Origin of the sequence: Streptomyces sp. (assembly GCF_050698815.1) — a bacterium.
Classification (GTDB): domain Bacteria; phylum Actinomycetota; class Actinomycetes; order Streptomycetales; family Streptomycetaceae; genus Streptomyces.
In genome coordinates this window covers 1-13,100 of the sequence record NZ_JBOHCV010000381.1, presented here as the reverse complement: position 1 = coordinate 13,100, position 13,100 = coordinate 1, and the positions used below count along the sequence as shown (strand labels likewise).

The window sequence follows — 13,100 nt, the reverse complement described above, 5'->3', positions numbered from 1 at the left end:
GGTCCGTACGCCCCGGTGCAGGGCCACCACGCCGCCCGTCAGGTTGCGCCACGCCACCGTCGACCAGCCTGCACGCTGGAGGCGGGCGGCCAGGGCGGGCTGGTCGGGCCAGGCGCGGACGGACTCGGCGAGATACACGTAGGCGTCGGGGCTGCTGGAGACCGCTCTGGCGACCGGGGGCAGGGCCCGCATCAGGTACTCGGTGTAGACGGTGCGGAACGGGGTCCAGGTGGGCTGGCTGAATTCGCAGATGACGACGCGGCCGCCGGGCGCGGTGACCCGGTGCAGCTCGCGGAGTGCGGCATCGGTGTCCTGGACGTTCCGCAGCCCGAAGGAGATCGTGACGGCGTCGAACGCGCCGTCACGGAAGGGCAGTCGGGTCGCGTCGCCGGCGGTGAAGGGCAGCCACGGATGGCGCTGCTTGCCCTCCCGCAGCATTCCGGTGCTGAAGTCGCACGGCACGGTGTACGCCCCGGCCGCCGCGAACGGCTGCGCGGAGGTGCCCGTACCCGCGGCGAGGTCCAGTACGCGTTCGCCCGGACGCGGGTCGACGGCCTGGACCGTCGCCCGCCGCCATTGGCGGGCCTGCCCGAGGGAGAGCACGTCGTTGGTGAGGTCGTAGCGCGCGGCGACGTCGTCGAACATCGCGGCGACTTCGTGCGGCTGCTTGTCCAGGGATGCGCGGGTCACCAGGCCATTGTGGCGGTTCCCCGCGGGGGTGACGCCGCGGGGGCACGAAAGGCCGTGTCCCCAGCCGTGTGGCGCGCTGGGGACACAGTCGTTCCGGAAGGTCAGCGGGTGCGGATCAGTTCGACTCGATGAGGTTCAGTTCCGGGTGCGCGGTTCCGCCCGCGATCGCCGTCGAGGAGAAGTGGGAGACCACCCGGTCGTCGGCGGGGTCGTTCGCCGGGTCGTCGTGCACGACGAGGTGTTCGTACGTCGTCGCCCGCTGGGCCGGGACGCGGTCCGCGCTGCGGATGAGGTCGAGCAGCTCCATCCGGTTGGAGCGGTGCCTGGCGCCGGCCGAGGAGACGACGTTCTCCTCGAGCATCACCGAGCCGAGGTCGTCGGCGCCGTAGTGCAGCGAGAGCTGGCCGACCTCCTTGCCGGTGGTCAGCCAGGAGCCCTGGATGTGCGCCACGTTGTCGAAGAAGAGCCGCGCGATGGCGATCATCCGCAGGTACTCGAAGAGGGTGGCCTGCGTCTGGCCCCTCAGACGGTTGTTCTCCGGCTGGTAGGTGTACGGGATGAACGCGCGGAAGCCGCCCGTACGGTCCTGCACGTCCCGGATCATCCGCAGGTGCTCGATCCGCTCGGCGTTGGTCTCGCCGGTACCCATCAGCATCGTGGAGGTGGACTCGACACCCAGGTTGTGGGCCGTCTCCATGATCTCCAGCCAGCGCTCGCCGGACTCCTTGAGAGGGGCGATGGCGGTGCGGGCGCGAGCCGGGAGGAGCTCCGCACCGGCGCCGGCGAAGGAGTCCAGGCCCGCCGCGTGGATGCGGCGGATGGCCTCTTCGGGGGTGACGCCGGAGATCCGGGCCATGTGCTCGACCTCGGACGCGCCGAGCGAGTGGATCACCAGCTGCGGGAACGCCTTCCTGATCGCCGCGAAGTGCTCCTCGTAGTACTCCACGCCGTAGTCCGGATGGTGGCCGCCCTGGAACATGATCTGGGTGCCGCCCAGCTCCACCGTCTCCGCGCAGCGCCGCAGGATGTCGTCCAGGTCCCGCGTCCACACGTCCTCGCTCTTGGGTGAGGCGTAGAAGGCGCAGAACTTGCAGGCGGTCACGCAGGAGTTGGTGTAGTTGATGTTCCGCTCGATGATGTACGTCGCGATGTGCTCCGTACCCGCGTACCGCTTGCGGCGCACGGCGTCGGCCGCGGCGCCCAGCGCGTGCAGCGGTGCCGAGCGGTACAGGTCGAGCGCTTCCTCGGGGCTGATCCGGCCACCGTCGGCGGCGCGGTCGAGTACGGACTGACGGTCGGCGTTCTCGGGCACCGGGGCGTCCCTCCGAAAGTAGTGGCTGGTCGGCCCTTCTTGGCCAAGGCGGGTCTGACCTGGCCAGCGTACGCCAGCGCCGTACTCAGGCCGGTGCCGGCAGCAACGCGATCCGGACGTCCGCCGGATAGTCACCGGTGCCGCCCTGGCCGGCGGTGCGCCGGACGAACTCCGCGACCCCCTCCAGCTGCCGCCGGCCGAGGCGGAAGTCGAGGGTGGTGAAGTAACGCTCCAGCACCGGGGGTTCGAAGACCTCCCAGTGAGCGGCGTGCTCGGCGACCTTGGCGACCTCGGCCAGGGCCAGGTCGCGGGAGGAGAGGAAGGCGCGGTGCACGTCGTGCACGGTCCGCGGCTCGCGCGCGAGATAGTCCCGGCGTACGGCCCACACGGCCATGACGAACGGCAGGCCGGTCCATTCCTTCCACAGCTGGCCCAGGTCGTGCACCTCGAGGCCGGGCTCCGGCAGCTCGCGCAGAAACGCCCGCAGCCCCACGTCGCCGATCACCACGGCGGCGTCGGCCTCCCGCATCATCCGCTCCAGGTCGGGCTCACAGGTGTAGTACTCGGGCTCGACGCCGAACCGTTCGGACAGCAGCAGCCGCGCCAGCCGTACGGAGGTGCGCGAGGTGGAGCCGAGCGCGACCCTGGCACCGTCCAGCTGGTCCAGCGGCACGCGGGAGACGATCTCGCACGACATGACGGGACCGTCGCAGCCGACCGCGATATCCGGCAGCGCCACGAGCTCGTCGGCATTCTTGAGGAATTCGACCAGGGTGACGGGCCCGATATCGAGATCTCCGTTCACCAGCTGTTCGCTCAGCTTTTCGGGAGTGTCCCGGGTCAGCTCCAGATCGAGCAGGGTGCCGGTGTGGACGAGGCCCCAGTAGAGCGGCAGGCAGTTCAGGAACTGGATGTGGCCGACGCGGGGGCGGGACCTCGGAAGCCTCGGAAGCACAGTCACACACGGGAGCGTACGCCTGGCGGCCGGGCGATCGGCCGCCAGGCGGCGCGGGCGCGTAACCCTGCAGTGCACAACCGAGATCGTTTGCTCTTCCCCGGCACGTGGACACCGTGCTAGGCTCGCCGCAAGTTGCAGTTTGGTTTCCCTTGCAGTACAGAGCCTGCGGAGCATGTAACCGCGGGCTCTCGTCGTTTTCAGAGACTTCTTAGCGGGGTTCTGGGAGCAGGGCGACCCTTATAGGCCCAAGGAGGGCTTATGGCTACCGGAACCGTCAAGTGGTTCAACGCTGAAAAGGGCTTTGGCTTCATCGCCCAGGACGGCGGCGGTCCCGATGTGTTCGTCCACTACTCCGCGATCAACGCATCTGGTTTCCGCTCCCTCGAGGAGAACCAGCTTGTGAGCTTTGACGTGACCCAGGGCCCGAAGGGCCCGCAGGCGGAGAACGTCACCCCTCAGTGACCTGAGTGCACCACCCAAGGAGCCCCTGCCGGGATGTCCCGGCAGGGGCTCCTGCCTTTGCTGACGCGCCCCGCCGGCTGATGAGGTACTGACTGTCGGATCAGTCGGTGTTGCGTTTTCCTCAACGCATCCCTACGGTGAGCTCCCATGCAGGAAGAAAGCGGGAGCCGCGTCACGGACGCCGTCGGCAAGGTGGCCGTGCGCGTACGGCAGGTGATCGGCGAAGCCGGTTGCAGCCAGCGGGAGTTCGCCCGGCGGATCGTCATGGACCCGTCGAAGCTCTCGCGTTCCCTCAGCGGCACCCGGCGCTTCACCGCCGCCGAACTCGCCCGCATCGCCGACGCGGGCGGCGTCGACGCCGGCTGGCTGCTCGGCTCCGGCACGGGCACGGGTCCCGGTCCCGGTACCGGTACCGGGGGCTCCCCCGGGCCGGCAGTGGCCGCCCGTACCGCCGCCGCGCCACCCGAGGGCGGCCGCCCGCTGCAGATCGTCCGGGAGACGGTGCGGCTCATCGCCGAGCACGGCTTCCACGCCGTCCGCGTCGCCGACATCGCCGAGGCGTGCGCGACGAGCACGGCGGCCATCCACTACCACTTCCCCGGCCGCGCCGAGCTCCTCGAAGCCGCCGTGCGCTGGTGCATGGACGAGGACACCGCCCGGCGTGCCGCCCGTACGGAGGCGGCGGGCGACGCGGCCGGCGAGCTGCGCCGGCTGATCGAGCTGCAGACGCCGCAGACCCGGCAGCAGCGGCAGCAGTGGCTGGTCTGGCTGGACTTGTGGGCGGAGGCCGCCCGGTCCACGGCGGTCGGAGGACTGCACGTCGACTACTACCGGCAGTGGCGTACGACCGTCGCCGACGTGATCCGGCGCGGCACCGCCCAGGGCGTCTTCCGTGCAGTCGACCCCGAGTCCGGCGCCCTGCGCCTGACCGCCCTGATCGACGGGCTGGCCGCGCAGCTGCTGGCCGGCGGAATGGACGCCGAGGACATGCTCACCGCCCTCCTCTCCCACGTCGAGAACGAACTCACCGCGTAGCAGCATCGCTAGGAGAACCCTCATGCCCATGAACGACTCTGTCATCATCACCTGCGCCCTCACCGGCGCCGGTGACACCGTCGGCCGCAGCCCGCACGTCCCCGTCACCCCCCGGCAGATCGCCGACTCCGCGGTGGAGGCCGCCGGTGCCGGGGCCGCCGTCGTCCACATCCACGTCCGCGATCCGGAGACGGGCGCCCCCTCCCGGGACCCCCGCCTCTACCGGGAAGTGGTCGAACGGGTGAAGGAGACCGGCACCGACGTCGTCATCAACCTCACCGCGGGCATGGGCGGCGACCTGGTCGTCGACCCCGACGAGCCGCTCACCCACCTCCCGGGCACCGACCTCGTCGGGGGCCTCGAGCGGCTGCCGCACGTCGAGGACCTGCTCCCCGACATCTGCACCCTCGACTGCGGCTCGCTGAACTTCGGCGACGGCAGCAACCTCTACGTCTCCACTCCCGACATGCTGCGTGCGGGTGCCAAGCGCATCCAGGAGCTGGGCGTACGGCCGGAGCTGGAGATCTTCGACACCGGCCAGCTGTGGTTCGCCAAGCAGCTGCTGGCCGAGGGGCTGCTGGACGATCCGAGCGTCTTCCAGCTGTGCATGGGCATCCCGTGGGGGGCTCCGGCCGATCCGGGCGTGCTGAAGTCGATGGTCGACATCCTGCCGGCGGGGGCGCAGTGGGCCAGCTTCGCACTCGGCCGGATGCAGATGCCCTGGGTCGCGCAGTCGATCCTGCTCGGCGGCAATGTGCGGGTCGGCCTCGAGGACAACCTCTACCTCAGCAAGGGCGTCAAGGCAACCAACGGCCAGCTGGTCGAACGGGCCGCGCAGATCACCGAGTTGCTGGGCGCGCAGGTCGCCACCCCGGCCCAGGCCCGCGAGCGCCTGGGCCTCAAGCCCCGCTGACAGCGGCCTGTCCCCAGGCCGCAGCGAACGTAAGGAACCAGCATGGTCACCACCCCTCCACCGCCCTGTCCGCCCGAGGCCGTACGCCGCGTCGCCTGTGCCGGCGCCGGCGTGATCGGCGGCGGCTGGGTGGCACACTTCCTGGCCCGTGGCTACGACGTCACCGCCTGGGACCCGGCACCCGACGCCGAGGAGAAGCTGCGCCGCCTGGTCGCGGCCGCCTGGCCCGCCCTGGAGCAGCTCGGTCTCGCCGACGGCGCCTCGCCGGACCGGCTCACCGTCCTGCCCACCCTCGAAGAGGCCGTCGCGGACGCGCAGTTCGTGCAGGAGAGCGCCCCGGAGAAGCTGGAGCTCAAGCGTGAGCTGCTGGCCCGGCTCGACGCGGCCACCCCCGCCGGTGTCGTCATCGCCTCCTCCACGTCCGGCTATCCGATGACCGACATGCAGCCCGAACAGGACGGCGTCGCCGACCCCGGCCGGCTGCTCGTCGGCCATCCCTTCAACCCGCCGTACCTCATTCCGCTGGTCGAGGTCGTCGGCGGGGAGCGTACGGACCCGGCGGCGGTCGGCTGGGCGTCGCGCTTCTACGAGGTGGCGGGCAAGTCCGTCATCACCATGGACCGCGAACTGCCCGGCTTCATCGCCAACCGTCTCCAGGAGGCGCTCTGGCGCGAAGCCCTGCACATGGTCGCCAACGGCGAGGCGACCGTACGGGAGATCGACGACTCGGTCACCGAGGGCCCCGGGCTGCGGTGGGCGTTCATGGGTCCCTGTCTCACCTTCGCGCTCGCGGGCGGCGAGGGCGGCATGGGCCACATGCTGGACCACTTCGGCCCGTCGCTGAAGTCGCCGTGGACGCGGCTGGAGGCGCCGGAACTGGACGCGTCGCTGCGTACCGCGATGGTCGAGGGCTGCGAGGAGGCGGCCGAAGGCCGCACCATCGCGCAGCTCGTGGCGGAGCGGGACCAGGGCGTCATCGATGTGCTGCGGGCGACGGGACGGCTGCAGGGACGAGGAGGAACCACGTGAGCGAGCAGATCCCGGACCACCGGGAAGCCGTGCGGCCCGAGTGGATCGACTACAACGGCCATATGAACGAGGCGTTCTACGTCCTCGTCTTCGGGAACGCCACGGACGCGATGATGATCGAGACCGGCATGGGGCCCCTGTACCGCGAGCGCAGCGGCTGCTCCCTCTACACGGCCGAGGCACATGTGCGCTATCTCCGTGAGGTCACCGGGGGCACCCAGCTCACGGTCCGCACACGGGTGCTGGGCGTCGACGCGAAGAAGGTACGACTCGTGCTGGAGATGAGGGTGCCCGATAGGGACGACCCCGTCGCCACCACCGAGCTCCTCATGATCCACGTCGACCAGACGGCGGGCCGCGCCGCCCCGTTCCCGGAGGCCGTACGCGAGTGCCTCGCGGCCCTGACGCAGCAGCCGCCGGGGTGGGCGGGCCGCTCGATCGGCCCGGTGCCGGCGGCCCCGCTTTGACGGTGCCCCGCCCCTGAACCCACAATGCGGACATGATCCGTCACTCCCCCGCCGCCCGTGGACGCTTCGGCGTCCCGTGGCGGCGCGGGTGTGAGCGGTCCGGTCGATAGCTGCGTACGCGTACGGCACGACGCCGAGCAGCCACCCGTTGACCGACCGCCGAAGTGAAGGATCAGATCCCCATGACCGCCACGCCTGTCTCCACCCCTGTCTCCAGCCCCGCTGAGTCCGGCCCCTCCCTGCGCGCCGCCCGCGTGCCCGAGTACGGGATGTACGAGGGCCGCCGCGCCCTGCGCCGGCTGCCCGAGGGCCGGCCGGAGCGCCCGTACGAGCAGATCGAGGTCGTCCCGCAAGGCCGGATCATCGGCGCCGAGATCCGCGGCGCCGACCTGTCCCAGCCACTTGAGCCCGCCCTCCGCGAGGAGCTGAACCGGGCGCTGCTGGAGTGGAAGGTGCTCTTCTTCCGCGGCCAGGGCATCAGCTCCGCACAGCAGCGCGCGTTCGCCGCCCACTGGGGTGAGCTGGAGACCAACCCGCTGCTGGCGCGCGGCTCCTCCGAGGAGGTGGTCCGCTTCGACAAGGGCGCCGGCGCCACTCCGACCTTCGAGAACGTGTGGCACGCCGACGTCACCTTCCGCGAACGTCCCGCTCTCGGCGCCGTCCTCCAGCTGCGGGAGGTGCCACCGATGGGCGGCGACACGATGTGGGCGGACATGGCCGCCGCGTACGACAACCTCCCCGACGCCGTGAAGACGCGCATCGAGGGCGCCGTGGCCGTGCACGACTTCATCCCCGGCTTCGCACGCTTCTACGGACCCGAGAAGCTGATCCCGCTCCAGGAGGAGTTCCCGCCCGTCGAGCACCCGGTGGTACGCAGGCACCCGGAGACCGGCCGCCGGATGCTCTTCGTCAACACCTCCTTCACCACGCACATCGTGGGGATGGACCGCGCCGAGAGCGACCAGCTGCTGGGCTACCTCGTCCGGCAGGCTCATGTGCCGGAGTACCAGGTGCGCTTCCGCTGGCAGGCGGGCGACATCGCCTTCTGGGACAACCGCGCCACCCAGCACTACGCCGTCGACGACTACGCCCCCCACCGCCGCGTCGCGGAACGCGTCGCCATCGCGGGCGACCGGCCCTTCTGAGCCAACCGCGACCGCGGCGCGCGCGCCCTCTGGCAAAAATACTGACTCGTCAGTACTTTCCTCTCAACGAGCCCAGCACTTCTGATCGTTGGGAGACCCCCCATGCAGTTGTTGCCGCACCGTAGAAGAGGTCCGCGTACCGAAGTCGTCCGTACCGAAGCGGTCACCGTCGCACTGGCGGTGGCCGCTCTGTGTGTGTCGGGCGGTGTCACGGCCCCGGCCGCCACCGCGTCGTCCGGCGAGCGGGCCACGTCCGCACAGACGGCCCAGGCGGCCCAGGCGGCGCGACCCGGCGACGTCATCAGCGCCGAACCCACCGAGTTCCGCCTGCCGCTGGGTGTGCCCACCCCCACACACGCCTGGAAGATCACGTACGCCTCGACCAACGCCCATGGCGAGCCGAACACCGTCTCCGGCACCGTTCTCATCCCCATGGGCGGCCACGACGGACCACGTCCGCTGGTCACCTACGCCGTCGGCACCGTGGGCATCGGCGACCAGTGCGCGCCGTCGGCCAACTTCCCCAAGGGCCAGGCCGTCGAAGCCGCCCTGATCGAGGGCGCGTTGCTGCGTGGGTGGGCCGTCGCCGTCACCGACTACGAGGGCCTGGGCACGCCCGGCGTACACACCTACACCGTCGGCCGCGCCGCCGGCACCGCCGTACTGGACGCCGCACGCGCCGCCCAGCGCCTCCCCGAGGCACAGCGGAAGGGCGTCACCCAGGAGTCACCCGTCGGCATCATGGGCTACTCGCAGGGCGGCCAGGCCAGCGGCTGGGCGGCGGAGCTGCACAGCTCGTACGCGCCGGAGCTGAAGGTCAAGGGCACCGCGAGCGGCGGCGTACCGGCCGATCTGCCGAAGGTCGCCGACTACAACGACGGCGACGCGGAAGCGGGCCTGGTACTGATGTCGGCGGTCGGCCACGACGCGGCCTTCCCCGAACTCGGCCTGGACTCCTACCTCAACGACGAGGGACTGCGGATCGCCGGCATCATGCGGGAGGGCTGCGTCGCCGAGAACTCCGAGGCGGGTGCGAACAAGAAGATCGAGGACGTCACCGTGCGCAACCCCCTCGACCAGCCCGACTGGCAGCAGCGCATCAACGCGGACAAGCTCGGCACCAAGGCCCCCGGCCACCCCGTCTACCTCTACCACGGGCAGTCGGACGAGATCATTCCGTACGAGGTCGGGCAGCAGCTGCGCGCCGACTGGTGCGCCAAGGGCAACACCGTGAAGTGGAAGAGCTACCCGCTCGCCCCGCACGCGGCCACGGCCGCCCTCGCCTCGATCCCCGCGATGAACTGGCTCTCGGACCGCTTCAAGGGCAAGGCCACCCAGGGCGACTGCGGCCGCTGACCGGCGGGACGCGGGCGCCGCGTCAGGCGGGCTGGAGATCGTCGACGAGCCGGAAGCGCTCCAGGACCACGGGCGTCGCGTCGTCCACGGTGAACTCCGGCTCGTCCAGGGCGGTACGCAGCTCCGCACTGTGCCAGAACTCCTCGTGCGCCGTCCGCCAGGCGGCGACCGAGTCGTGGCCCTCGCCCTCGTCACGTGCGTGGGCGAGGTCCACCTCGGCCAGCTGTACGACGCGCACCTCGGTGGTCTCGATGACCGCGACCGGCACGGCCGTGGAGTCGATCACGGCATACCGGGCGCCCGCCACCGGCAGCTGTTCGCCGTCATGTTCGTACTCGCGCAGCAGCCCCGTCGTCGCGGTCTTCGTGCCGTCCAGGATCGCGGCGACGAGCTGCTCCCGCAGCGGGCCCGGAAAGGCGAACTCGACGCGGGGCAGCGAGGTGGCGGGATCAGTCATCCGCCCACCCTATGCGCGCATCGCGACCGCGGTCAGTCCGCCAGTGTCCAGTTGAGTTCCGTGCGCAGGTCGCCCGGGTCCATGTCCGGGGTGGGCTGGGTGACGTAGACCTCCCACAGCACCGGCCCCGGCGTCAGGCCCTGCGCCTCGATCCACGACTTGAGCCGCTCCCATGAGGCGCCGAGACCGTCGAAGGTGCCGGAGTGGGTCATGCGGGCGACGCGCGTGGCGGGCCGGGTGCCGGCGACGACGTCGCCCTCCGCCCGTACCGGCCGGTCGGTGACGAAGCCGACCTCCAGGTCGGCCGTCTCCCCCGGAGGCGCGTTGTAGAGGGCGAACGCCGGGCTGAGTATGGCGGCTTGCTGAGCGATGATCGTCTCGGGAAGCCGGCGGAACGCGCCGTCGAAGAAGCCCGGCAGTTCGGCCATCGGCACGACGCCGCGCACCACAGCCGTGGTCACCTGATCGACTTCGGCCAGTTCCGGTTCGCTGCTGGTCATCGCTTCTCCAAACAGATGTTCGGTTTGATGCCGACCAGCCTGCCATACGGAATTCCTCGCGGCAGCCCGGGCGCCCCCGCGCCGCCGCCCCGACCCCTCACCCCTCGTACAGCGCCGAGATCTCCCTTTCGAAGTCCCGCACGATCGACGCCCGCCGCAGCTTCATCGAGGGCGTCAGGTGGCCGCTCTCCTCGGTGAAGTCCTGCGGCAGGATCGTGAAGCGGCGGATGGACTCGGCGCGCGAGACGGTCGAGTTGGCTCCGTCGACCGCCTGTTGCAGGTTGGCGCGCAGTTCCTCGTCCTCGACGAGCTGCCGCATGCTCAGCTCCTGCTTCTTGTGCATCTGCTGCCAGTGCGCGAGCCCGTCCGGTTCCAGGGTGAGCAGGGCGGTGATGTACGGGAGGTCGTCGCCGATCACCAGGCACTGGCTGACCAGGGGGTGGGCGCGCAGCCAGTCCTCCAGCGGCGCCGGGGCGAGGTTCTTGCCGCTGGAGGTGATGATGAGGTCCTTCTTGCGGCCCGTGATGGTCAGATAACCGTCGTCGTCCAGCCCTCCGATGTCGCCCGTCGCGAACCAGCCGTCGCCGGGTACCGGGCCGGCCTCCGGCACCGCGGTCTGCCGCGCCGAGCCCCAGTAGCCGCCGAAGACGTGTGGGCCCTTCAGGAGCACTTCCCCGTCGTCCGCTATCCGTACCGCCGTGCCAGGCAGCGGCCAGCCGACCGTGCCCAGCCGCGGCTTGAGCGGCGGCGTGACGGTCGAGGCGCCGGTGGTCTCGGTCAGGCCGTAGCCCTCGAAGACGGAGATGCCCGCACCCTCGTAGAAGGCGGCGAGCCGGCGGCCCAGCGGCGAGCCGCCGCTGATGACGTACCGGCACTTGCCGCCCAGGGCGGCCCGGATGCGGCGGTAGACGAGCACGTCGTACAGGCCCCGCGCGGCCCGCAGTCCGGCTCCGGGACCGCTGCCGCCGCCGTGTTCGCGCTCCTCGACCGCCTTCCCGTACCGCCGGGCGATGCGCGAGGCACGGTCGAAGGAGGAGGCGCGGCCCATCTTCTCGGCGGTGGCGCGGCCGGTGTTGTAGACCTTCTCCAGCACGTAGGGGACGCCGAGCAGGAAGGTGGGCCGGAAGCCCGCCAGGTCGGCGAGCAGGTCGTCGGTCTGGATGCTCGGGGCGTGTCCCAGCCGTACCCGGGCCCGCATGCAGGCGACCGCGACCATCCGCCCGAAGACGTGCGAGAGGGGGAGGAAGAGCAGCGTGGCGGCCGGGTCCTTGCTGACGGACTTGAAGACGGGGTGCAGGAGTTCGATGTCGTTGTCCACCTCGGCGAAGAAGTTGCCGTGGGTGAGGACGCAGCCCTTGGGCCGGCCGGTGGTGCCGGAGGTGTAGATGAGGGTGGCGATGTGGTCGGGGCGCAGCTGCTCGCGCCGCTGCGCGACCACCTCGTCCGGCAGGCCGCGGCCCGCCGCCGCGAGCTGGCGGATGGCGCCGGTGTCCAGCTGCCACAGGTGCTCCAGGCCGGGCAGGCTGCCCCGCTGACCGGAGAGCATCCGGGCCTGCTCGACGTTCTCCACCGCGCAGGCGCGCACGCCCGCGTCCCGCAGGATGTGGCGGACCTGGGAGACGGAGGAGGTCGGGTAGACCGGGACGGTGACCAGTCCCGCCGCCCAGCCCGCGAAGTCGAGCAGGGTCCACTCGTAGGTCGTACGGGCCATGATGGCGAGCCGGTCCCCGGCCTCCAGGCCCTCGGCGATCAGCCCCTTCGCCGTGGCCAGCACTTGCCGCGCGAACTCGAGGGCGCTCACATCGCCCCAGCGGCCGTCCGCCGCCTTGCGGCTGAGAACGGCCTCCGCCGGCGCCTCGACGGCGTTGACGAAGGGGATGTCGCCGAGCGAACCGCGGGTGACCGCCCGGGCGAGCGGCGGCACGGAGACCTCCCGTACGACGCCCGCCACCACCTCCTTGTCCGGCTCGACGAGCGTGGGGGACGGGGCTACGGCTGCGGCTGCGCTTACCGGCTGGGACGGCACGAGCGGCTCCTCTCCATGACAGACCTCGGTGGACCTCGGCGGCGGCGTGGGGGTCGGAAGGGGTCGGAGTGGGGGTCCGGGACAGGCGGAACGGCGGGCTGACCGGTCAGGCCCGCTCCAGTACGGCGGTCACCCCCTGCCCGCCGGCCGCGCAGACGGAGATCAGGCCGCGCGCGCCCGGCGCGGCGCCCTCGCGCTCGGCGAGGAGCTTGGCGAGGGTGGCGACGATGCGGGCGCCGGTCGCGGCGAACGGGTGGCCGGTGGCCAGCGACGAACCGGCGACGTTGAGGCGGTCCCGGTCCAGCGGGGCGAGACCGCGCTTCTCCCAGGCGGCGAGGGTGGCCAGTACCTGGGAGGCGAACGCCTCGTGTATCTCGAAGAGTTCGAAGTCCGCGAGGCCGAGCCCGGCCCGCTCGAGCATCCGCGGCACGGCGTACGCGGGCGCCATCAGCAGCCCGTCCTCACCCGGCTCGCCGTTCCCCTCGACGCCGTGCTCACCAAAGAACTGCACCGCTCCGGTCTCGTACGCGGTGAGGTACGCCAGTGGCGTGAGCCCGTGCCGCTCCGCCCACTCCTCGCTCGCGAGCAGCACGGTCGCGGCGCCGTCGGTGAGGGGCGTGGAATTGCCCGCGGTCATCGTCGGTTCGGGGCCGTCGGTGCCGAAGACGGGCCTGAGTTCGGCGAGCTTGTGCGGTGAGGTGCCGGGGCGCAGGTTCTGGTCGCGGGCGAGACCGCGGAAGGGGACGACGA

At 71.3% G+C, this 13,100-nt stretch carries 13 protein-coding genes and 1 pseudogene; 7 read left to right on the top strand and 7 right to left on the bottom strand.

Features of this window, described 5'->3' with window-relative positions; translation table 11 throughout:
• The 3 genes from ACRDP3_RS13975 to ACRDP3_RS13965 all read right to left on the bottom strand — a co-directional run.
• The coding region (locus tag ACRDP3_RS13975; protein ID WP_431517244.1) for a demethylmenaquinone methyltransferase at positions 1 to 690 on the bottom strand (690 nt) is incomplete at its 3' end.
• A 115-nt stretch (positions 691 to 805) separates the two neighbouring features.
• Positions 806 to 2,002: a cyclic dehypoxanthinyl futalosine synthase gene (gene mqnC / locus ACRDP3_RS13970; RefSeq protein WP_431517243.1), complete on the bottom strand. Its 1,197-nt coding sequence runs from the start codon at positions 2,000 to 2,002 to the stop codon at positions 806 to 808.
• 85 nt (positions 2,003 to 2,087) lie between these two features.
• Positions 2,088 to 2,963, bottom strand: a complete 876-nt coding sequence (locus ACRDP3_RS13965) for a menaquinone biosynthetic enzyme MqnA/MqnD family protein (protein ID WP_431517242.1) — start codon at positions 2,961 to 2,963, stop codon at positions 2,088 to 2,090.
• Positions 2,964 to 3,218: 255 nt separating this feature from the next.
• On the opposite strand from ACRDP3_RS13965, the gene ACRDP3_RS13960 reads away from it, so the two are divergent.
• From ACRDP3_RS13960 to ACRDP3_RS13930, 7 genes are all read left to right on the top strand, one after another.
• Positions 3,219 to 3,422 (top strand): cold-shock protein, encoded by a 204-nt coding sequence (locus ACRDP3_RS13960; RefSeq protein WP_344568023.1) that lies wholly within the window; start codon positions 3,219 to 3,221, stop codon positions 3,420 to 3,422.
• A 147-nt stretch (positions 3,423 to 3,569) separates the two neighbouring features.
• On the top strand, positions 3,570 to 4,457 hold the full coding sequence (locus ACRDP3_RS13955) for a TetR family transcriptional regulator C-terminal domain-containing protein (RefSeq protein WP_431517241.1): 888 nt from the start codon (positions 3,570 to 3,572) through the stop codon (positions 4,455 to 4,457).
• A gap of 22 nt (positions 4,458 to 4,479) precedes the next feature.
• Positions 4,480 to 5,370, top strand: coding sequence for a 3-keto-5-aminohexanoate cleavage protein (locus tag ACRDP3_RS13950; RefSeq protein ID WP_431517240.1), 891 nt, complete (start codon positions 4,480 to 4,482; stop codon positions 5,368 to 5,370).
• A gap of 42 nt (positions 5,371 to 5,412) precedes the next feature.
• On the top strand, positions 5,413 to 6,399 hold the full coding sequence (locus ACRDP3_RS13945) for a 3-hydroxyacyl-CoA dehydrogenase NAD-binding domain-containing protein (RefSeq protein ID WP_431517239.1): 987 nt from the start codon (positions 5,413 to 5,415) through the stop codon (positions 6,397 to 6,399).
• Positions 6,396 to 6,866: a thioesterase family protein gene (locus tag ACRDP3_RS13940; protein ID WP_431517238.1), complete on the top strand. Its 471-nt coding sequence runs from the start codon at positions 6,396 to 6,398 to the stop codon at positions 6,864 to 6,866. The genes ACRDP3_RS13945 and ACRDP3_RS13940 overlap by 4 nt, the downstream gene beginning before the upstream one ends.
• Positions 6,867 to 7,135: 269 nt before the next feature.
• A complete protein-coding gene (locus tag ACRDP3_RS13935; protein ID WP_431517245.1) occupies positions 7,136 to 8,011 on the top strand; it encodes a TauD/TfdA dioxygenase family protein in 876 nt (291 codons plus the stop codon).
• A gap of 102 nt (positions 8,012 to 8,113) precedes the next feature.
• The gene (locus ACRDP3_RS13930) at positions 8,114 to 9,367 is read left to right on the top strand and encodes a lipase family protein (RefSeq protein WP_431517237.1); all 1,254 of its coding nucleotides are present in this window, start codon (positions 8,114 to 8,116) and stop codon (positions 9,365 to 9,367) included.
• Positions 9,368 to 9,389: 22 nt separating this feature from the next.
• On the opposite strand, the gene ACRDP3_RS13925 is transcribed toward ACRDP3_RS13930, so the two are convergent.
• The 4 genes and pseudogenes from ACRDP3_RS13925 to ACRDP3_RS13910 all read right to left on the bottom strand — a co-directional run.
• Positions 9,390 to 9,824 carry an ASCH domain-containing protein gene (locus ACRDP3_RS13925; protein ID WP_431517236.1) on the bottom strand — a complete coding sequence of 145 codons (435 nt, stop codon included), beginning with the start codon at positions 9,822 to 9,824 and terminating at the stop codon, positions 9,390 to 9,392.
• 32 nt (positions 9,825 to 9,856) lie between these two features.
• Positions 9,857 to 10,324 carry a GyrI-like domain-containing protein gene (locus ACRDP3_RS13920; RefSeq protein WP_431517235.1) on the bottom strand — a complete coding sequence of 156 codons (468 nt, stop codon included), beginning with the start codon at positions 10,322 to 10,324 and terminating at the stop codon, positions 9,857 to 9,859.
• Between the two features lie 97 nt (positions 10,325 to 10,421).
• Positions 10,422 to 12,350: an AMP-dependent synthetase/ligase gene (locus ACRDP3_RS13915; protein ID WP_431517234.1), complete on the bottom strand. Its 1,929-nt coding sequence runs from the start codon at positions 12,348 to 12,350 to the stop codon at positions 10,422 to 10,424.
• 106 nt (positions 12,351 to 12,456) lie between these two features.
• Positions 12,457 to 13,100 (bottom strand): annotated as a pseudogene (locus ACRDP3_RS13910) (acetyl-CoA C-acetyltransferase); the annotation flags it as partial.